The sequence below is a fragment of the Streptomyces sp. NPDC057474 genome (assembly GCF_042802555.1).
Taxonomy (GTDB): Bacteria; Actinomycetota; Actinomycetes; order Streptomycetales; family Streptomycetaceae; genus Streptomyces.
In genome coordinates, this window is the sequence record NZ_JBHVDX010000066.1 from 23,735 (window position 1) to 42,663 (window position 18,929).

The window sequence follows — 18,929 nt, forward strand, 5'->3', positions numbered from 1 at the left end:
GGGGTCTCCGGGGGTGGGGGGAGTCAGTCGGGTGTGGGGGCGGTGATCCGCTCGGCCAGGGTCGTGATGGTCGCGAGGATGGCGGGGGGTGGAACGGCGAGGTCGAGGGTGTGGGTGGTGACGGTGATGCCGGATCGGCGGATCACGTGGGGGGTGGGGCCGGGGGTGCGGGCGGCGGCGGAGGCCGCGTAGATCAGGTGGCCTTGGGGGAGGCCGAGGGCCGTGCAGTAGGCGAGCAGTTGGTAGAGGTGGGACGTCGGCGGGGAGGTGGGGGTGACGTACGTGTACTTCGCGTCCGCCACGGAGACGGGGCGGCCGGTGCGGTAGAGGACCAGGTCGGGGCGGAAGGGGACACGGGCGGCCTCGTCGAGGCGGTGGTGGTTCTCCTGGGCGGCGCATCGGATGCCCTGGCGGGCGAGGGCGGCGGTGAGGGTGACGGTCAGGAAGCGTTCGAAGACCGCCGGCATGTCGAGGAGGAAGCCGTCGGTGGGCAGCGGGCTTCTGCCCTCCGGCCGGGCCGAGCGGTGGGAGAGGATCAGTTCCGCGAGGCGGAGGGCCGGGGCGTAGCGGGAGTTGAGGCGGGTCGGGGTCCAGTCGGGGAGCGGTGCGCCCGGGTGCGGGAGGCGGACCCCGTGGAGGTGGTCGGTGAGGTGGCGCAGGGTGAGTCGGGTGGCGGCGGGGACGCCCGGTAGGCGGGTGGTCAGGTGGAGGGCGGCCAGGAGGATGCGGTTCTCCGCGATGTCCGGGGTGTGGTCGTCGTAGCGGACGGCCACGGGGAGGGGCAGGCCCACGCGGCGGAGCTGGTCCGCCGTCCGGATGCGGCCCCTGACCAGGGGGAGGTCCTCCTCGACCGTGCGGTAGCCGTGCAGGACGCCGGACTCCAGGGTACGGCGCGTGGTGCGGGCGAGGAGGTCCGCGAGGGCGGGGAGCAGGTCGTCGCTGGTGGCCGCTGTGACCGGGTCCGGGTTGGGGTGCCAGGGGTCGGTGGGGGAGTACGAGAGCAGGAACAGCAGGTCGCGGACCGGGAGTTTGGGCCGTAGGAGGAGCTCGATCGTGCTGCCCGCCGGGGTGGGCAGGCGGACCAGGCCCACCTTCTGGTTTCCGGCCACGCGCCAGCGCCCGCCGGGGGCCGGGGTCAGCCGTACGAGACCCGGGGCGGAGAGCAGACCCGCGACCTGGTCGGCCGTCAGCTCCCGTACGGTGCCGGGGCCGGTCTCGTCGACGATGAGCCGGAGCGGGGGCGTGAGCGCGGAGGCCACGGTGATCGCAGGGGTCGCGGGAATCGCGGGAATCGCGGCGGTCACGAGCCGAGCGCCGCGCGCAGGGAGGCCAGGCCGTACTCCTCCTCGACGTCCACCCCCGTGCCGTACGACTGGTCCTCCAGCAGCGGCAGGATCTGCGTACGCCAGACCAGGTCCAGGCCCTCGGGGCGGGCCGCGCCGGGCTTCATCAGATACGACGGGCCGATGGCGCGGTCGGCGTCGCCGAGGCGCCGGTTCAGTTCGTCCAGGAGGCGGGCGGGGGTCTCCGGCAGGCCGTGGCGGCGCAGCCAGCGGTCCAGGAGGCCGTGGACCGGCTGCTTCTCGGGGGAGAGACGGCGGAAGGCGAAGCGGCGGCGCATCGCCGCGTCGATGAGCGCGATCGAACGGTCGGCCGTGTTCATCGTGCCGATGAGGAAGAGATTGCCCGGTAGATGGAACGGGTCGTGCGGGCTGTACTGGGTGGTGACCGGTTCCTCGCGGTACTCCAGCAGGTAGTACAGCTCGCCGAACACCTTCGCCAGATTGGCCCGGTTGATCTCGTCGACGATCAGGACGTACGGGTTCGCCGGGTCCTTCCGCGCCCGCTCGGCCAGCAGCTTGAACGGGCCCGGGACGACGTCGAACACCACCGAGCCTCCGCCCGGGCTGCCGCCCTCGCCGCGCACCGGGCGGAAGCCCTCGAAGAAGTCCTCGTAGGTGTACGAGGGGTGGAACTGCACGAGCTCCACCCGGTCAGGTCCCGCAAGATGCCTGGCCAGGGCGCGGGCGAGATACGTCTTCCCGGTGCCGGGCGGGCCGTGGAACACGAGCTGACGCTGCTCCTGGAGCTGCTGGGCCGTCTCGCTCAGCCAGTCCAGCGGCATCAGCAGCTGCTCGGCCAACTCCTCGGTGACGGGCTGCAGTTCGAGCGGATTCGTCACGTCGACCTCGGCGAGTTCCTCCGCGACGACATCCTCCAGACCCGCGCGTTCCGCCAACTCTGCGGCCACGCTGCTGATGTCGTACACCGTCGGCGGCAGCGGCAGCCGCGCCTGCACCTTCTCGGGCAGCTCCGCGCGGACGAGCGGCCGCTCGGCGGTGGCCCAGCGCACCGGGCGGCGGCGGGCGTTGTCGAGTCCGTCCGAGGCGTCGTACGACGCCGGGCCCTGGACCGTGCCGACATGGACCTCGTCCGGGGTGACGGTGACGACGAGGTCGCCCGGCTGCATGACGGTCAGGAAGACGTGCAGCTGGTAGGCGGCGGCCGCGCGCATCTGGGCGGTGGCATCCGGCATGGCCTCGGCGATGGCCTGCTGGACCTGGTGCTTGGTCGCGCCGGTGGGGATCTCCGGGGCCTCTCGCCAGGAGACCGAGCAGTAGCCCTGCCGGATCCAGGCCGGGATGAGGTTCTGGCCGTCCACGTTGTGGCCGCGGACCAGCCAGCCGCGCTGTTCGTGCTGCACGGCGCCCTTGCGCCAGCGGGCGACCCAGGGTTCGTCGTAGAAGTCGACGGGGGTGCCTGTCTGGGCCTCCAGGGTCCTGCTCAAGGTCAGCAGGTCCTTGTCGTCGTTGCCGGTGGACTCGGGGAGTTCGTCCGTGAACGCCTTGAGGATCTCGTGCTTGTGGTGGGCGCTGGCGATGGGCTGGTAGGTGTCCGGGAAGAGCGTGTAGAGGAGTACGTGGATCTGGGCGCGGCCCTTCTTGTGACCGACCGAGTTTTGGATGGCGAAGCAGAGATCCCGGAAGCCCCAGGGGTCACTGAGGAGGGCTTCCCGCTGCGGGGGTTCCATCGTGGCCAGCCGCTCCACCAGCAGGACCAGGATCTGGAACTGTGCCCACCGGTAGTTGAGGAAGCCCTGGCCGCCGTGGAGGAAGCCCTTCAGGCCCGGCTCCAGGGTCTCCGGCACGACGATCGGACGGTCGGCCCAGGACAGCACCTCGCGGAGGATCTGGAGCTTCTTCGGGAGGCCGATCTGCTCCGGCACCAGCGGGGCCATGTTCACGAAGAGCAGCTCGGCCGCGAGGGCGATCGTCTCGTCGGGGGCCCCGGCGAGCTGGCGGCTCAGCTTGACCAGGAAGGTGTCCGACGACTCGTCGGGCCGGTCGACGAAGCGGGTGCGCAGATCGGAGGCGGTCGGGCCGGTCCAGGCCGCCGGATCCGGTGCGAACGCGGACCTCCCGGTCAGCAGCCCGTCCCGGAAGATCCGCTGCACCGCTGCCACGACATCGGCGCCGTCCGGCCTTCTCGCCACAGTCCCACCCGCCCCTCGTCCGTTCCAAGTGCCCACCCTAGAAGGGGGTTGGGGACGCGTCACGACGAGGGACGGCCGGATGCGACAGGCCGGGTTCTAACTGTTGCTGTTCGAGCGGCCGAAGAACTCGATCTCGGCTATGGCGACCTGCTTCTTGTCGTCGGCGCCGTAGGCGGAGCGGATGGTGAAGCGGACGGTCTCGGCGCTGCCGACGCGGAACTTGCGGCTCTGGCCGCCGGCGGTCTGGTCGAGGGTGAGGATCTTGGTGGAGGTGGAGCCGTCGGCGGCGGTGATCTTCGCCTCGATGCGGTGCGGGCGGGCCGACTCCGCGCGCTGGTCCGGCTTCTTCGAGACGCCCGGCGTGATGACCACGTCCAGCAGCCGGACGGGCTGCTCGAAGTGGGCCTCCAGCCACTCCCCCTCGCCGGACTGCGTGACGCCCGGGCCCCACCACGTGTTGCTGTACGAGTCGAAGGCCAGGTCCGGCTTGTGGCCGGGGAACGAGCGGGACGCCTTGAAGGTGTCCGGGACGACCGAGGCGCGCTTGGCGAAGTGGTCGCGGGCCGCCTGGTAGCCGTCGTCGGCCTGGAAGGCGAGGGTGACGATCAGGGTGAGGACGAGGGCGGCGACCACCCAGTTGAGGATCGCGCCGAAGCCGCGGCGCAGACGGGGGCGGTCGCCCGCCCACGGGGTCTCCGTGTCGCGGCCGTTCAGCATCCGGCGCCACCACGGCAGCCGTCCCGGTGCCTCCGTGCGGCCGGCCATCGGCATCGCGCAGCGCGCGCAGAAGTGCCGGTCCGGTCGGGTGGGGGTCCCGCACCACGGGCAGGGCACGCCGCCCTCCGTGCCGAACTCCGGGCCGGGAGTGCGGACTTGGGGCCGCTGCACATCGGGGCGGCCCGGTAGCACGGGCGCGACGGCCGGCTCCGCCGGGGCACGGGATTCGGGGTCGGCGACCGGGACCAGGAGGGACCTGGCCCGGTCGGCGGCGGAGGGGGAGGGGTAGGGGGAAGCCGGCGTCGGGAGGGGGGTGGTGGGGGCCTCGTCGTCGTGGTGGGGGTGGGGGGCCGGGTGGGGCGGTTCGGAGGTGGGGGCGGAGGAGTGGGTGGGCGGGGCGGCGGGCGTGGATGCCGGGGTGGCCGTCACGGTCGGGGCCTGGGTCACGGCCTGGGCCGTGGGGGGCGCCGGTGACCTGTCGGCGGGCGACGGATCGGTTCCGGGGTGGGTGGCGGGGGTGGGCGCGTCCGTGCGGACCGCCGGGCCGGCCTCCGGGGCGCGGACGTTGGTGGCGGCTGCTGTGGTCGCTCCCGGCTGGTCCGGGTCGTGGCCGGTGCGGGCCGTACCCGTGCCGGCGCCCGGGAGGGCGAAGGCGTCCCAGCCGCGCTCGTCGTCGGCCGTCGTGCGTCCGGCGTTCGCCGGGGCCGGGGCTTCGGCCCTCGGGTGTCCGGCGGCGGCGTGGTCGGGGGCCGCGTCTGTCGTGCGCGCGGCGTTCGCCGGGGCCGGGGCCGGGGCCGGGGCCGGGGCTTCGCTGCGCGGGCGCCCCGCGTCCGGTCGGTCGGTGGCTTCGCTCCTGGTGCCGCCCGTGGTCGCTCGGGCCGGGGTTCCGGACCAGCCGAGTACCGCGCCGCAGGCGTCGCAGAAGGACTGGCCGGGCTCCCCGCGGGTTCCGCATTCGGCGCAGCTCTGGGCCTGGCCGGTGCCGGGGGTCTGGCTGGTCATCTCTCGGGGATCCTTTCGGCGGCGGTCACCTGGACCGTGTAGGGCATGTGGGCGGGGCGGGCGGCGGCCACGAGGCTGTCCAGCCGGTGTTCGTCCGCGGGGGTGGGGTGGGGCAGGCGCAGGGTGACGTGGAGGCGCGGGCGGGCATCGCCCGGGACCGGGCCGAGGGGGCGGGCGTCCCAGGTGGCGGCGCCGCTCTCGGTGATCTCCGGGGTCACGCCGAACACCAGACGCACGGCCTCGGACAGTCCGCGCCGGGTGCCGCGTACGCGGTGCAGGTACGCGGCGGCGGCGACCGCGGCGCGCAGCCGGGCCTCCGGTTCCGAGCCGTCGGTCTCGGCACCGACCCAGCCGGCGAGCCACTGGGTGAAGTCCACGGGGGCGAGCGACGGGGTGAAGTAGGAGTCGAGGCAGTCGAGGACGGACAGGATCGGGGCGAGTACGTCGTCCAGGCCGCCGACGAAGCGTTGGGCGAGGTCGTCGTCGGCGAACACGGCGGGGAGCATGGTGCCGATGGGGGTGGAGGATCCCAGGCCGTCGATGGAGCCTCTCATGTACGGCCTCCTCTCGGTGATGCGCCCACTGGCTCGGGGCTTGCCGTTGGACGGCGGCCGCGGGTTGTCCGTGGTTGCTGGCGCCCACGCGGCGGAGCCGCACATGTCACAGCCCCGCGCCCCTTATGGGGCGCGGGCCTCACGGCTTGTCCCCGATCACTCGGACGCGGTGGTCGAAGGAGAAGACGAGGGACGGGGGTGAGAGGTCGATGCGGTTGGTGGGGTCGCCTCGTTTGCCGGTGAGGGGGTCGGCGGGGTGGAGTTGGACGTCGTCGACGAGTTCGACGCCGGGGACGCGCTGGAGGACGGCGAAGACCTCGCCGGACTGCACGGGACGGCCGAAGGGCCAGCCCCGGCCGTCGGCGCCGCCGGTCAGCGGGTCGAGGTGGCGGTAGAGCGCGTCGTGGGCCTGGCGGCGGACCCGGTCGGTGTCGGTGCCGCGGAAGGCGTGCAGCGTGGCGACGACCGTGATGCCCTGGTAGAAGGGCGGGCCGACGGCCAACCGCGTGCCGATCAGGCGGCGTTCGTCCAGGTGACGGGTGATGCGGCGCAACAGCGCGTCGCCGGGGACCAGTTGCTCGAAGCGCAGGCGGCCGCCCGGGTCCGGAACGGCCTGCGGGACCACCAACACCCGTACCGCGTACGCCCCGTGCTCGCCCTCCTCGCCCTCCAGGCAGGTGATGCGCGCGGTCTCGGGGGCCGCGCGGCGGGCGAGTTCCTCGTAGTCGCGCAGGGTCACCGCGCGTTCCTGCGCGCGCAGGGTGATCGGCGCCCGGACCTTCGCCTCCTCCACGGTCTCGGCGTCGACCCCGCCGCGCGCGGCCTCGCGGTTGACGACCTCGGAGACGTACGGGACGGAGGTGCGCAGCACCCGGATGGCGCCCCGGGCGACGTTGCCGGCCCGGCCCCCGCCGGTGCGGTAGCGGACGGCGCGGATGACGGAGCCCTTGGGCGCGACGGCCCCGTACTCGCGCAGGGTGCCGTCGGGCTCCCGTACCGCCGGGCCGAAGGCGATCTCACCGGTGGCGGAGTCGAGGGTGATGTGGCGGTCGTACGAGGTGGACGCGGCGAAGGACGGGACGACGTCCCAGTCGGTCCAGCCGTCGTGCTCGGCGGTCTGGAGCAGGACGGGCGGGGTGTCGCCCACCACCGGGAAGTGGGCGAGGCGCAGCCGCTGTCCGGGCAGGCCGGTGGACTCGCCGAGGGCCTCGTCGTACACGGTCTCGGCGTGGACGGCGGTGGTGGTGCCGCCGATGGTGAAGGCCTCGGCGGCGCGGACGGTCGGCGAGGTGGTGTAGAAGGGCTGGCCGGGCAGGGGTTCGGTGACCCGGCAGCGCAGCCAGCCGGCCTCCTGCCCGCCGGTGCGGGACAGGGTGTGCCCGCCGGGCATGTGGAGGACCACCTCGCCCGGGCGGTTCAGGCCGCCCGTGCCGTCGCGGTCGACCTCGCACTCCGTCCAGCCGTCCTCGGTCCACGCCTCCCAGACCAGCGGCGGCTGCCGCGGGTCCACGCCGACGCCGTCGACGACGCTGTCCAGTTCCAGCACGATCGCGCAGTGCGGGACGGCGGCGGTCAGGCCGAACAGCATGCAGTCGCCGGGCCGCGGGGACTCGGCGAAGCACATCAGGTCCTTGCCCTCGGCGAGGTCGGCCGTCCGGTCGGCGACCGGCTCACCGGGCCGCTGGGTGACCAGATGCCGCAACTCGCACGGTACGACGCTCAGTTCGCGCTCGGTGGCGAAGACGACCGCCTCCTCGCTCTCGGTGCGCACGGTGGCGACCTCCGTGCCCACCGGCAGCGGCACCGGCTCCTCCTGCGGCGCCGACAGCCAGAAGGTCACATCCGTGCGGGCGGCCGAGGGCGGGAAGAGGGTGATGCCCACCAGGTCCAGGAACGCCAGATGGTTCTTCTCCGGCACGCGGTTGAGCCGGTAGACGATCTGGTCGGCCATGTGGGCGACGGTCTCCACCAGGGTGACGCCGGGGTCGGAGACGTTGTGGTCGGTCCACTCCGGGGCCCGCTGCTGGATGTAGCGCTTGGCGTCGTCGACGAACTGCTGGAAGCGGCGGTCGTCGAGGTTCGGGGAGGGCAGGGCCATCAGTGGTCGCTTTCGGGACGGTCGGAGCCTTCGGAAGTGAGGTCCGGCTCGTCGTGGGAGGGGATGACGTAGAACGGGAAGACCAGGCTGCGCGGGTTGTTGGTGCCGCGGATCGCGTAGCGGACGTCGATGAAGAGGACGCCCTGGTCGGCGCCCGCCGTCACGTCGACGTCGGTCACCTCGATCCGCGGCTCCCAGCGGTCGAGGCTCGCGTACACCTCGTGCTGGATACGGCCGGCGGTGGCCTCGTTGACCGGCGCGAACACCAGGTCGTGGATGGCGCAGCCGAACTCGGGGCGCATCGGCCGCTCACCCGGCGCGGTGGCCAGGACGAGCCGGATGGCCTCCTCGACCTCGCGCTCCCCGCTGACGAGGGCGATGCCCCCGGTGGGCCCGATGCGCAGCGGGAACGCCCAGCCGGATCCGACGAACTGCTCGGCCATCAGTGGGCCACCCTTCCTTCCTGAAGTGGTGTGAGTGTCTGAAATGAGTGGGTCCCGGCGCGCTTCTCGGCGGTCACCCGAACGGGTACTTGATCGTGTTGACGGAGAACACGCCCATCAGGTCGACCTTGATGCCCTTGAGGTTCAACAAGCCCGCGGCGGTGACCTGCACGGTGCCGAGCGCGGTGAGGTTGATGGCGCCCGCCGCGTTGACGTTGACCGCGCCGGCCGCCCTGACGCTGACGAGCCCCCCACCCTGGATGTTGAGCGGACCGCCGCTCCTGAGGGTCAGGGTCCGGCCCGCGGTCAGGGACAGATCCGTACCGGCCCGCACGGACACCGAGGTGCCGCCGGTGATGGAGACGGCACCCTTGCTGTCCACCGTGATCTCGGTCTTCGTCCGGTCCAGGTTGATGATCAGCCGGTCGTTGCCGGTGGCGAGGCGTACGCCCTGCTTGCGCAGGCCGGTCTGCTGGCTGAGCAGGTCGACCCGGTTGCCCTCCCGGTCGGACAGGGTGTGCCGGATCGCCTTCTTCTTGACCGGGTCGTGCAGCCACACGTCCTTCACGGGGGTCGGCTTGTCGACGCCGTTGTAGAGGCCGCCGATGACGAACGGATGGTCGAGCGCGCCCCGGTCGAAGGCGACCAGCACCTCGTCGCCGACGTCCATCGGGAAGATCCCGCCGCCGCCCTTGCCGCCCATCTGCACGGTCCGCGTCCAGTCGCTGACGTACGTGTCGTCCAGCCACGGGAACTGCAGCTTCACCCGGCCCTGCTTCAGCGGATCCTGTACGTCGGTGACCAGCGCGTTGGCCACACTGGGCAGCCGTGGGGCCGCCGAACCACCACCCGACGTCAGCCCGAACAGGGAGCGCCACTGCCGGCCGCTGACGGTCACCGAGGTCTCGTAGTGGCTGCCGTCACCGAAGGAGTGCCGCACCGAGGTACAGGTGTACTTGCCCTCGAACGGGACGCCCACGTCGGAGAGGGTGATCGGCACACCGGGGCGCAGTAGCGGGTTGCCGCGCACCATGACCTCCAGCTCCGCGAAGGAGGAGGTGATGTCGTCGGCGAGGGAACCGGCGGCGTGCGTGACCTCGCTCTGCAGGTCGTACGGGGTGTCGGTCTCCACCAGCTTGGCGGCCTTGAACGGGTTCGCCGCCTTCTGCGGGGTCGTGCCGATGGCGATACCGGGGTTGGCGCTCGCCTTCGTCATCGCGGTGAGCTTCTTCTTCGTCGTGACGTTCCAGCCGCGCGCCTCGACCTTGTCGACCTGGTCCGCGGCGGTGACGGCGGCCCGGCAGCGCAGGATGTCCACACCGGCCTTGAGCTCGTAAGGGCTCTTCTGGCCGGGAGGGCTCGGCGCGGCCGCGCCGGACGCCGGCTTCGGCTTGACGAACTGGAACTTCCCCTTGGCGTCCAGCGACATCACCATCTCGTTCTCGTCGGCGAGCCGCGCGAGGAAGTCCCAGTCCGTCACATTGGACTGGCTGATGAAGTCGTAGACGGTCTTGGTGGACTGCACCTGGCCGATCGGGACGCTGTTCATCGCGGCCAGCTTGCGGGCGATGTCGGCGGCCGTCTGGTTGCGGTACGCCGCCACCCTGCGCACCCGCATCAGCCGGTGGCCCGCGTCGTAGCCGCGCACGACGGTGAATGTGCCCGTGCCGTCGTAGTCGGTCTCCATGCCGGTGACCTCGCCGGTGAACACCGGGGACGCCGCGCCCTTCCCGCCGGCCACGGGCGAGATGACCACCTTGGAGCCGAACCTGACGTTCAGTTTGCCCAGCACCAGCCCGTGCGGGTCCCGGAAGGTGAGCCGGAACGCGCCGGGCACCCCGGCCCCGAGATCGACCCAGCCGCCGACCAGCAGATCGGCGCAGTCGGTCGGCAGCTTCTTGCTGTCGATGGTGACTTTGATGATGTTGGAGAAAGACGGGTTTCCGGCCTGGGACGCGCCCATCAGTAGCCCACCTCTCCGGCCGCCGGGAGGACGAGTTCGGTGCCGGTGGGCAGGTGCGTGGGGTCGTCGATGCCGTTGGCCTCCGCGATCGCCCGCCACGCGGACGCGCTCCCGTACTCCCGCCACGCCAGCGACTGCAACGAGTCGCCCGCCACGACCCGGTGCACACTCCGCGCGGTGAGCGCGCCCGACGTCGGGTTCTGCCCCTCGACCCGACCGGGGATCTCGTGCAGCGTCATCCGGCAGGCGGCCCGGATCGGCACACCGGTCGTCCCGAACAGGGAGTACGTGACGTCCACGGAACTGACGTACGCCGTGAAACGGGCCGTCGAGAACGACCCCCACTGGAACACCACCCAGGGCGGCGACGGCTGGTCCGCGGCGAGGCTCTTGGCCGTCACCTCGCAGCACGACAGCAGGGTGTCCACCTTCTTCAGCACCGTGGTGCCGCTCGGCTTGTCGGAGGAGTCGAGGAAGATCTCGACGTTCATCTCCCGGGGATCGGGTCCCATGAACTCCGGCAGAGCGCCGTCGCGTACCGCCGCGCTCGTCGTCCGCTTCCACTGGGCGCCCTGGCGCAGCGTCAACTCGGCCGGGTTGAACTCGAATTTGAACGTCTTCTTCAGCGCGCCCGGTGTGGTGCTCGTCCCGACCGGCGGCTCGTGAATTGCCAGTGTGGCCCGCACGAGACTCTTGCCCGCGCCGCCCTTGCTGCCCTTCGCCATGTTCTGTCCCCGCCCCTCAGTCCGTGAACCCGTGGTGCGTGATCTCCAGGACCTCGGTCGCCACGCTCGGGTTCGCCGGGTCCAGGGACGGTCCCTGCCAGCTCACCGGCAGGACGTCGATCAGTCCCCAGTGCGCCACCTCGGAGCCGTCCGCGCGCAGCGCCGCGATCTGGGCCGTCGGCCGCTTCACGCCCGTCGCCACGGACGAGATCCACGCCGCGACCTTCGCGGTGTCCGGGGTCAGCGGCCGCGTCAGCCGGATGTTCGAGAACGTCACACGCGACGGGAACTGCCAGACGAACCCGTTGTTCCCGCCCTCCTGGCGGTGCTCGATCTCCACCGTCGAAGACAGTCCTTCACACCCGTTGAAGTAACCGAGGCTCTCGCCGTCGATCGTCAGCGTGAAGAAGATGGTGGAGCCCGGGTCGAGATCGCGGGGCATCGGGGAGGGCCTTTCTGGTGGTGCGGGGCGGCCGGTGGGGCTGGTGTGGGTGGGCGGCGGGTCGGTGGCGGGTCAGGGGTGGGTCGGTGCCTGGGGCGGCGGTGGGTCGGGGATGGTCAGCGACGGGGGTCGCGGAGCTTGCCGATGCGTTCGCGGTCGAGACGGAGTTCGGTGCGGACGAGGCGGGTGATCCGGCCGATGAGCTTGTGCGTCAGTTCGTCGAGCTGGAACTCGGTGAGTGCGCGGGGGTCGAACTGGGCTCCGGGGGAGGCGTTGTTGTCCAGTGCGGAGTAGGGGGGTGGGGAGTCGGCCGACGCGGTGCGGTGAGCTGCGCTGGCCGTGCTGCCCGTGGTGGCTGCGGTCGCTGTTACGGGTGAGACGGCTGTGGTCGTGGTGGCGGGGGTGGGGCGGAGGGAGATCTCTGGGGCTCGCTGGATCGGGGCGGGTGTGACTGCGGGTGCGGGTGCGGGTGCGGGTGCGTGGGAGGTGGGGGGTGCGGTGCCTGGTGCCTTGGGGGTGTTGGGGGCGTGGCGCTGGGCGACTGTCCTGGCGGGGAGCGTGCTCGGTCGCTGGGGCGCCTGCGGGGTCGTCGTGGGGGCGACGGTGAGGGGGAGCGCCGTTCGGGACGGGGAGATGGGCTTGGGCTTGGCGGCCGTGAGGCGTTGTACGGCGGGGCCGGTGCCCGGGGATGAGGGGCGGCCGTGTGTGGGGGTGGGACGGCGCAGGGGTACGGCGGGCGGCGTCGCCTGACGCTGGACGGCGGGGGGCGTGGTGGTGGGCAGGGCTGGGGCGAGGGCGCGGGTGGGGGTGAGAGGGCGTGCGGGGGTGGGGGCGGGCAGGTGTGTGGCTGGTCGCGCAGTTCCCCGCGTTCCTTCGTGGCGCTGCTGCCCGTGGCCCGTGGTTTTCAGTGGTGCGGCCGGGGCTGCCGGTGTGGGTGCGGAAGGTGAGAGGAGTTGAGGGGGCGGGCCTGAGGTGTGGCTCGCCTTTGCCTGGTGCGCCGTGGCCGCTCGCTGTACGGGAGGGGGACCGGCGGGGCCCGCACCGCCGGGAGCGGTGAGCCCGGAGATGGGCTTCGCGTCCCGGGGCGGGGTGGAGAGGGGAGCGCCGAGCAGGGGGCGCTGACGGGGGGTGGGGGTGGGGGTGGTGGCGGTGCGCTGGATCGGGGGAGCCGGGGGGCCCGAGGGGGTGGCCGGGCTGGTGGCTGCGGTATGGGATCGGCTTGCCGAGGGCCCGTCTGTGGGTGTGGTCGGTCCGGTCGGCTGAGGCGAGGGGGGCGACGGCGGAGGGGTGGTCGCGGCGGGGGGTGAGGGTGCCGGACTCGGGTGCGCGGGCGCGGCGCCGGGGGTCGGTACGTTCCCGGAGGTGGGCGCGCCGAGGCCCATGCGCCTTGCTCCGCCGGAGGTGCTCCGCTGTACGGGGTGGGTGCTTGGGGCGGGGGGCGTGCGGGGAAGGGCCCGCGTGGGGGCGGCGGTGGCGGGAGCGGGGCGAATCGGGTCGGGTGCAGGCGCGTTCGCGGTGGCGGGTGTTGCGGGCGGGGCAATTGGGGCTGCGGGGTTGTCGCCGGAGCCGGTCGTTGCCGCCGTGGGGCTGCTGGGGCTGCTGGGGCTGGCTGCGGCCCGTTGGATGTGGGCCGGCGGGCCGACAGGGGTGCCGCCTGATGGACTGGCGGAGGGCCTGCTTCCCATGCCGGTGCCCGGGCCGGGGCTGGGGCTGGGGGTTGTCGATGGGCTGTTGGTGGTGGTCGCCTTGTGAGTGGAACGAGCTGATTGTCCGGCCGGGCCGGCCGCGGTTCCACTCGGGCGTGCCGCAGGGGTTCCGTGGTCCGGCGTCGCAGGGCGTACGGGCGCGGCGGCGGTTGGGTTGCCGGGGCTGCTCGCCGCACCAGGGGAGTGCGCCCTGGGTGCGGCAGACATGGTTTCCGTACCGCCGGGGTCGGCCTTTGCCCGTTGGACGTTGACGGCTGTGTGGCCGATTGCGGCCGCCGTACCGCCGGGACGGGAGACCGCGTCGGGGGAGGCGTGCGGCGTGCCGCTGCGGCCGGGGGTCGCCCTTTGGACGCCCGTCACAGCGTCACCGGTGCTGGAGGGTGCGCCGCTCGGGCCATCTGCCGCACTGCCGGAGCCGGCTGTCGCCACGCCGCGACCGCTCGCCGTCGTGCCGCGACCGCCCGCCGCCGTGCTGGGGCCGGTCGGCGTTGCGGACGGGTTGGCCGGGGCTCCGGCGGGCGCGGCTGCAGTACGGCTGGGACCGGCCGTCGCCCGTTGGACGTCGACGGCTCCGCCGGAGGGTCCGGTTGCTGTACGGCCGGGACGGCCTACCGTCCCGCCGGAGCCGGAGCCGGAGCCGGAGCCGGAGCCGGAGCCGGAGCCGGAGGGGCTGGTCGTGGGGCCTGTGGGGCGGGTCGGCGTGCCGCTGGGGTTGACCGCCGCGCGCTGGATGCCGGCCGCCGGGTTACCGGGGGCGGTCGCCCGCGCGTCAGGGCCGTTGGTTGTCGCGCCGTGACCTGTCGTCGTACCGGCTGCCTCGCCCGCTGTGTCGCTGAGTCCGGCCCTGGACCGTTGGGCGTTGACCGCCGCGCCGCTCGGGCTGTTCGTCGTGCCGCCGGAGCCGCCCGAGGTCCCGCGAGGGCCGGCCGTTGCTCCGGCGGAGCCGGTGGTCGTTGCGCCGACGTTGGCTGCCGTACGGCTGGACTCCGTCGCCGCCCGCTGGACGCTGACCTCGGCGGGTCCGAAGGTGACGGGGGCACCCCCAGGGCTGGTGCCCGTGCCGCCGGGTCCGGTTGCCGTCCCGGCTGGGTCGGCTGCCGTACGGCCGGAGTCGGTTGCCGCCCGCTGGATGTCGAGTCCCGCGCGACCGAGGTCGGCTGCTGCGTGGCTGGAGCCCCCAGCCGTGTCGGCGAAGCCGCCCCCAGCCGTGTCGGCGAAGCCGCCCCCGGAGGCGTCGGAGCCAACAGCCGCCCCGGCGGGCGCCGTCGCCCCACGCGGGCCGCCGGGCGCGCCGACCGGACTCGCACCCGAACTGGCCGAGCCCGACGCGCTAACCCCGGACGCCGTACGCCCCGACGCGGTCTCGCCCGACGCCGAACGCTGCAACGAGGCGCCGCCGGAAGCCGTGTGCCCGGACGAGGCGCCGCCGGAATGCGTGTGCCGGGACAGGGCGCCGCCGGAAATCGAGTCCTCGGACGAAGAACCGCCCGAGGCCCCGCCCGACGCCGTATGCACGGACGAAGAACCGCCCGACGCCGTATGCACGGACGAAGAACCGCCCGAAGCCGTGTGCCCGGTTGAGGTACCGCCCGAAGCCGTACCCGCCGACACCCCGGTGGCCCCAGAAGCCTGCGGCCGTGCCGTCGGCAGGGTCCGTCGTTGGACGGCAGGCGCGGCAGCGGCCTTGGTCAAGGGGGTCGGACGGTCGGCGCGGGGCGGTACGGGGGTCACCCGGGGGCCGGTCGGGCGGGACGGCGTGACCTGGTAGGGCGCGCGCTGCACCGGTCGTGAGTCGCCCGGCACATTGGCGGGGGCCTCGGACTCGTCGTTCGCCACCGGCAGGGTGCGCGAAGGCAGTTCGAGTCCGGCGACGGGTACCGCCGACGTGGTGAGGACGTCTCTGACCAGCCCGCCCGGCGCTCCGGGCAGGACAGCATGGGACAAGGTCCCGGTGAAGGACGGGTTCTGCCAGGTGCTCAACCGTCCGCTGAACCCGGCGTCCGCGACGACGGCCCGCCCCCCGGTGGCCCGCTGAATCGGAGCGAGCCCCTCCCAACCACCGACGGAAGTGACACCACCGACGGAAGTGACACCACCGACGGAAGTGACACCACCGACCGAAGCGGCCCCGCCGGCCCCGGAAGGCCCGGCGGCAGGCCTCACCCCACCGCCCGAGCCATCCCCGGCAACGAAGCCCACCCCAGTAGGGGAGTCGGACCCGTCACCCGAGCCACTCCCACGACCCAAGTCACTCCCCACACCCGAGCCACCCCCATCGGCCCCACCCCGGCGCCCCGCCGACCCGGCGGCACCCCGTAGGCGATCCAAGAACCCCACGTGTCAGCCCTCCGCCCCGCCCCGTGTCACGAGGGACGCGATCTGTTCGGTGTAGCGGCGGCGGTCGTGGTGCTCGAGGTCGAGGATCTCCTCGAAGCTCCAGTGGAAGTGGTAGGCGACGTACGCGATCTCCTCGTGCAGCCGGTCGGTCGCGTACGTCACGATTCCCCCAGGCGGCTCCCGCCGAGTTCGACCTCGAAGGGCTCGGAGCAGTGGGGGCACTCCACGGCCGCACGGGTGTGACCCTCCGCGTTGACCTGCCGGTAGAAGTCCTGCAGGAACGCAAGGTCGGACGCGAACATGTTCTCCACGATCCCGTCGTGGACCATCGGCAGGTTGCCCAGCAGGGTGATGACCCGGCCGAGCAGCACGACCGACAGATACGCCGGGTTCTCCTGGACGCGGACGTCGCGGAGCGGGATCAACTCGTCCCGGGCGGTCGCGAGACGCATCACGCCCTCCCGGTGGACGTTCCCCGCCTCGTCGACGTAGCCGCGCGGCAGCTCGAACGGGAACTCCGTCCGCAGCCGCTGCGCCACCGGCGCGACGGCCGGAGCCGGCGCGGGAGCAGAGACGGGGGCGGAGGCGGCCGCAGCCGCTTCCGCGCCCATGCTCGCGCCCGGCCCCGTCACCGGCTCCGGACCCGTTACGTCCACGATCGAGCCCGCGCCCACGCCCGCGCCCGCGCCCGCCCTGGCAGCCGTACGCCGCATTACTCGATGACCAGTTCTTCGAAGACGATGGTCACGGTCTCGGTGAGCGCGGAGGCCTCGCCGGCCTTGAGGGTGCTCGCGTCGATCTTGCTGCACCAGGCGTTGCGCATGTTGTACCGCTTCACCGGATTGTTCTGATAATCCATCATGATGATGGACGCGTTCTTGCGGGCCGAGCCCATCTGACCGTTGATGGAGTCGTTGATCCACGTGTTGAACGCGGCCGACTGGGTCATACCGCGGACCACGGTGCACTGCCCGTTCTTCTGCACACCGGGCAGAAGGTTGACCTCGGGCCGGCCCTGGGCGGAGTTCTGCTGGTACGTGATGACGTCCTGTTCGAGGGTGAGGCCGCTGACCTCAGCGAGGTACTCGACCATCACCCCGTCGATCTGCAGGCCGAAATTGTGTGAGGTAAGGGCGTCACCCGGCGCGAGACTCATCTGTTCTCTGTCCTTCTAGGGGTCTTGAGAAATGGCGTACGAGGGCGGACGGGCACGGAAGTCCCGGGAGCCCCGGTAGTCCTGGTAGTCCTGGTAGTCCCGGAAGTTCCGGAAGTCCTGGAGGTTCTACTCCTCCAGCTCCCCGTTGCCGCTGGAGAACTGGGCCAGCCGGAAGATCACGAACTCGGCGGGCTTGACCGGGGCGATGCCGATCTCGCAGATGACCCGGCCGAGGTCGACCGACTCCGGCGGGTTGGTCTCGTCGTCGCACTTGACGTAGTACGCGTCCTCGGGCCGCTGGCCGAAGAGGGCGCCGCTGCGCCATTCGTTGACCAGGAACGCGGAGACGTTGCGCCGGATCCGGGCCCACAGCGCGTGGTCGTTCGGCTCGAACACCACCCACTGGGTGCCGATCAGGATCGACTCCTCCAGGTAGTTGAAGTACCGGCGGATGTTGAGGTAGCGCCAGGCCGGGTCGGACGACATGGTGCGGGCGCCCCAGACGCGGATGCCGCGCCCCGGGAAGGCGCGGATGCAGTTGACGCCGATGGGGTTGAGCAGGTCCTGCTCGCCGCGGGTGATCTGCAGCTCCAGGTCGACCGCGCCGCGTACGACCTCGTTGGCGGGCGCCTTGTGCACACCGCGCTCGAAGTCGTTGCGGGCCCAGACGCCGGCGACGTGGCCGCTCGGCGGGACGACGCGGGACTGGCCGCTGGCCGGGTCGAAGACCTTGATCCAGGGGTAGTAGAGGGCCGCGTACTTGGAGTCGTACCCGGCGGTCTCCTGGCGCCAGACCCGGATCTGACGGGCGTTGAGGCCGGGCGGCGGGTCGATGACGGCGACGCGGTCGCCCATCAGCTCGCAGTGCGCGATCAGACCGAGCTGGACGGCCTTGACGGCCTCCAGGTCGATCGCGCCGCGCTGGTAGGCGGCCATCAGGTCCGGCACGGCGACCATGGAGATCTCGTCGACGGCCTCCAGACCGCCGAAGCCGGTGCGGTCGGCGGAGTCACCGAGATACTTGGCCGGGCCGGGGTGGCCGTCGTCCGTCGCGGCGGGCGCGACGGCGGCGGGGGCGGCGGGGGCCGCCAGGGCCACGGTCTGGTTGTCGGGGCGCGCGAGCTGCGCGGCCGGTGCCGTCTCCTGGACCGTGATGAGCTTGGAGCGCTCCTTGACCTGGGTGACGACGTAGTTGCGGCCGCCCTTCTTGGCGGTCACGTCGAACGTCTCGACGGCCTTGTCGCCGTCCTTGACGATCAGCTTGAACCGCTCGGCCGGGCCCTCGCCCTCGGGGTCGGCGACCTCGACGCTCAGCGAACCGCCCGCGATGGCGGTCACGCTGAACGTGCCCAGCTGCTTCGGCTCGCCCGGCGGCAGCGCGGCCGGCGCGGCGGAACCCGTGACGGCGGCCGGACCGGCGGCGGACGCGGCGCCCTGTTCCGTGCCGCCGACCCGGACGACGTACGCGGCGCTGCCGCCGTTGTTGAAGAACCCGTACACCGAGTGCGCGAGGTAGTAGCCGTCGGTGAACTCGCCGAAGGCCGCGACGTACTGGGACCAGTTGGTCACCAGGGTCGGCTCGTTCAGCGGACCGGTCGGGGCCAGGCCGACGAAGGCGGCCACGGAGGTGCCCACACCCTCGATGGGACGCGAGCCGCTGGCCACCTCCTCGACGTAGACGCCCGGCGACAGGTAGGACGGCATGCTCTGCTCTCCTTGGGGTACGAGACAGGTCGCCTCTCACCCTCACGCGCGAAGCGCGTCCCCCGAAACGTCCTCCGGTACCTGATCGGGGGCATGTCTGTTGCCCCCAGGGGCAGTCCGGCCGATCGGCGGAAACGCTCCCGGGCGGCCTGCTCACGCCCACCCGGTGGCAGCACCCCCGTGAGCACCCCGTGCCCGCGCACGATGCCCTTTCGGGCAGTGCGACCGTGCACCTTCTCCTCCTGACCCGGCTCCCGCACTCCCGGTAGCGTCCCTATGTGAGCCTTTGGACTTCTCTCGAACCCGCCTCCGCGACTGTGGACCCGGGGAGCAGTACGACGGTACGGCTGCGTCTGCGTAACACCGGTGACGTGGTCGACGAGTACCGCTTCGAGCCGGTCGGTGACATCGCGCCGTGGACGACCGTGGAGCCGCAGACGCTGCGGTTGTACCCGGGGACGACGGGGTCGGTGGAGCTGACGTTCGCGCCGCCTCGCACCCCGGACGCGACGGCCGGCCCGAACGCGTACGCGGTGCGGATCATGCCGACCGAGCATCCTGAGGCGGCGACCGTTCCCGAGGGGAACCT

At 72.5% G+C, this 18,929-nt stretch carries 16 protein-coding genes and 1 pseudogene; 3 read left to right on the forward strand and 14 right to left on the reverse strand.

What is annotated here, in order from left to right; genetic code table 11:
• Nucleotides 1–23: 23 nt before the first annotated feature.
• The 10 genes from ACFU53_RS20205 to ACFU53_RS20250 form a co-directional block, all read right to left on the reverse strand.
• Nucleotides 24–1,304, reverse strand: coding sequence for an McrC family protein (locus tag ACFU53_RS20205; RefSeq protein WP_383993937.1), 1,281 nt, complete (start codon nucleotides 1,302–1,304; stop codon nucleotides 24–26).
• Entirely contained in the window at nucleotides 1,301–3,493 is a 2,193-nt protein-coding gene (locus ACFU53_RS20210; RefSeq protein WP_383993940.1) for an McrB family protein, read from the reverse strand. The genes ACFU53_RS20205 and ACFU53_RS20210 overlap by 4 nt, the downstream gene beginning before the upstream one ends.
• 96 nt (nucleotides 3,494–3,589) lie before the next feature.
• Nucleotides 3,590–5,212 carry an NADase-type glycan-binding domain-containing protein gene (locus ACFU53_RS20215; RefSeq protein WP_383993943.1) on the reverse strand — a complete coding sequence of 541 codons (1,623 nt, stop codon included), beginning with the start codon at nucleotides 5,210–5,212 and terminating at the stop codon, nucleotides 3,590–3,592.
• Nucleotides 5,209–5,766 (reverse strand): phage tail protein, encoded by a 558-nt coding sequence (locus ACFU53_RS20220; protein ID WP_383993946.1) that lies wholly within the window; start codon nucleotides 5,764–5,766, stop codon nucleotides 5,209–5,211. The genes ACFU53_RS20215 and ACFU53_RS20220 overlap by 4 nt, the downstream gene beginning before the upstream one ends.
• Before the next feature lie 139 nt (nucleotides 5,767–5,905).
• Nucleotides 5,906–7,864 carry a putative baseplate assembly protein gene (locus ACFU53_RS20225; protein ID WP_383993949.1) on the reverse strand — a complete coding sequence of 653 codons (1,959 nt, stop codon included), beginning with the start codon at nucleotides 7,862–7,864 and terminating at the stop codon, nucleotides 5,906–5,908.
• Entirely contained in the window at nucleotides 7,864–8,307 is a 444-nt protein-coding gene (locus ACFU53_RS20230; RefSeq protein WP_319133184.1) for a GPW/gp25 family protein, read from the reverse strand. Before ACFU53_RS20230 ends, ACFU53_RS20225 begins: the two co-directional genes overlap by 1 nt.
• 73 nt (nucleotides 8,308–8,380) lie before the next feature.
• Complete coding sequence (locus tag ACFU53_RS20235) at nucleotides 8,381–10,270, reverse strand: VgrG-related protein (protein ID WP_383993953.1); 1,890 nt, start codon at nucleotides 10,268–10,270, stop codon at nucleotides 8,381–8,383.
• Nucleotides 10,270–10,995, reverse strand: coding sequence for a LysM peptidoglycan-binding domain-containing protein (locus ACFU53_RS20240; RefSeq protein ID WP_383993956.1), 726 nt, complete (start codon nucleotides 10,993–10,995; stop codon nucleotides 10,270–10,272). The genes ACFU53_RS20235 and ACFU53_RS20240 overlap by 1 nt, the downstream gene beginning before the upstream one ends.
• A gap of 16 nt (nucleotides 10,996–11,011) precedes the next feature.
• Nucleotides 11,012–11,437, reverse strand: coding sequence for a phage tail protein (locus tag ACFU53_RS20245; protein ID WP_037695699.1), 426 nt, complete (start codon nucleotides 11,435–11,437; stop codon nucleotides 11,012–11,014).
• A 116-nt stretch (nucleotides 11,438–11,553) separates the two neighbouring features.
• The gene (locus ACFU53_RS20250; RefSeq protein ID WP_383993960.1) at nucleotides 11,554–12,819 is read right to left on the reverse strand and encodes a hypothetical protein; all 1,266 of its coding nucleotides are present in this window, start codon (nucleotides 12,817–12,819) and stop codon (nucleotides 11,554–11,556) included.
• 1,183 nt (nucleotides 12,820–14,002) lie between these two features.
• On the opposite strand from ACFU53_RS20250, the gene ACFU53_RS20255 reads away from it, so the two are divergent.
• Together ACFU53_RS20255 and ACFU53_RS20260 are read left to right on the forward strand one after the other, a co-directional pair.
• Nucleotides 14,003–14,911, forward strand: coding sequence for a hypothetical protein (locus tag ACFU53_RS20255; protein ID WP_383993963.1), 909 nt, complete (start codon nucleotides 14,003–14,005; stop codon nucleotides 14,909–14,911).
• A gap of 120 nt (nucleotides 14,912–15,031) precedes the next feature.
• Nucleotides 15,032–15,178 carry a hypothetical protein gene (locus tag ACFU53_RS20260; RefSeq protein ID WP_383993965.1) on the forward strand — a complete coding sequence of 49 codons (147 nt, stop codon included), beginning with the start codon at nucleotides 15,032–15,034 and terminating at the stop codon, nucleotides 15,176–15,178.
• 305 nt (nucleotides 15,179–15,483) lie between these two features.
• On the opposite strand, the gene ACFU53_RS20265 is transcribed toward ACFU53_RS20260, so the two are convergent.
• From ACFU53_RS20265 to ACFU53_RS20280, 4 genes are all read right to left on the reverse strand, one after another.
• A complete protein-coding gene (locus ACFU53_RS20265; protein WP_086750330.1) occupies nucleotides 15,484–15,642 on the reverse strand; it encodes a DUF6760 family protein in 159 nt (52 codons plus the stop codon).
• Complete coding sequence (locus ACFU53_RS20270) at nucleotides 15,639–16,193, reverse strand: hypothetical protein (protein WP_383993968.1); 555 nt, start codon at nucleotides 16,191–16,193, stop codon at nucleotides 15,639–15,641. The genes ACFU53_RS20265 and ACFU53_RS20270 overlap by 4 nt, the downstream gene beginning before the upstream one ends.
• Nucleotides 16,193–16,636 carry a phage tail protein gene (locus tag ACFU53_RS20275; RefSeq protein WP_033526822.1) on the reverse strand — a complete coding sequence of 148 codons (444 nt, stop codon included), beginning with the start codon at nucleotides 16,634–16,636 and terminating at the stop codon, nucleotides 16,193–16,195. Before ACFU53_RS20275 ends, ACFU53_RS20270 begins: the two co-directional genes overlap by 1 nt.
• 126 nt (nucleotides 16,637–16,762) lie before the next feature.
• Entirely contained in the window at nucleotides 16,763–18,340 is a 1,578-nt protein-coding gene (locus tag ACFU53_RS20280; RefSeq protein ID WP_383993971.1) for a phage tail sheath subtilisin-like domain-containing protein, read from the reverse strand.
• A 278-nt stretch (nucleotides 18,341–18,618) separates the two neighbouring features.
• On the opposite strand from ACFU53_RS20280, the pseudogene ACFU53_RS20285 reads away from it, so the two are divergent.
• Nucleotides 18,619–18,929 (forward strand): annotated as a pseudogene (locus ACFU53_RS20285) (hypothetical protein); the annotation flags it as partial.

Coding starts and splice junctions, on each gene's coding strand:
- ACFU53_RS20225 (WP_383993949.1), bottom strand. CDS start 7,864: ATGGCCCTGCCCTCCCCGAACCTCGACGACCGCCGCTTCCAGCAGTTC.
- ACFU53_RS20270 (WP_383993968.1), bottom strand. CDS start 16,193: ATGCGGCGTACGGCTGCCAGGGCGGGCGCGGGCGCGGGCGTGGGCGCG.
- ACFU53_RS20240 (WP_383993956.1), bottom strand. CDS start 10,995: ATGGCGAAGGGCAGCAAGGGCGGCGCGGGCAAGAGTCTCGTGCGGGCC.
- ACFU53_RS20215 (WP_383993943.1), bottom strand. CDS start 5,212: ATGACCAGCCAGACCCCCGGCACCGGCCAGGCCCAGAGCTGCGCCGAA.
- ACFU53_RS20280 (WP_383993971.1), bottom strand. CDS start 18,340: ATGCCGTCCTACCTGTCGCCGGGCGTCTACGTCGAGGAGGTGGCCAGC.
- ACFU53_RS20275 (WP_033526822.1), bottom strand. CDS start 16,636: ATGAGTCTCGCGCCGGGTGACGCCCTTACCTCACACAATTTCGGCCTG.
- ACFU53_RS20250 (WP_383993960.1), bottom strand. CDS start 12,819: ATGGGCCTCGGCGCGCCCACCTCCGGGAACGTACCGACCCCCGGCGCC.
- ACFU53_RS20245 (WP_037695699.1), bottom strand. CDS start 11,437: ATGCCCCGCGATCTCGACCCGGGCTCCACCATCTTCTTCACGCTGACG.
- ACFU53_RS20220 (WP_383993946.1), bottom strand. CDS start 5,766: ATGAGAGGCTCCATCGACGGCCTGGGATCCTCCACCCCCATCGGCACC.
- ACFU53_RS20230 (WP_319133184.1), bottom strand. CDS start 8,307: ATGGCCGAGCAGTTCGTCGGATCCGGCTGGGCGTTCCCGCTGCGCATC.
- ACFU53_RS20235 (WP_383993953.1), bottom strand. CDS start 10,270: ATGGGCGCGTCCCAGGCCGGAAACCCGTCTTTCTCCAACATCATCAAA.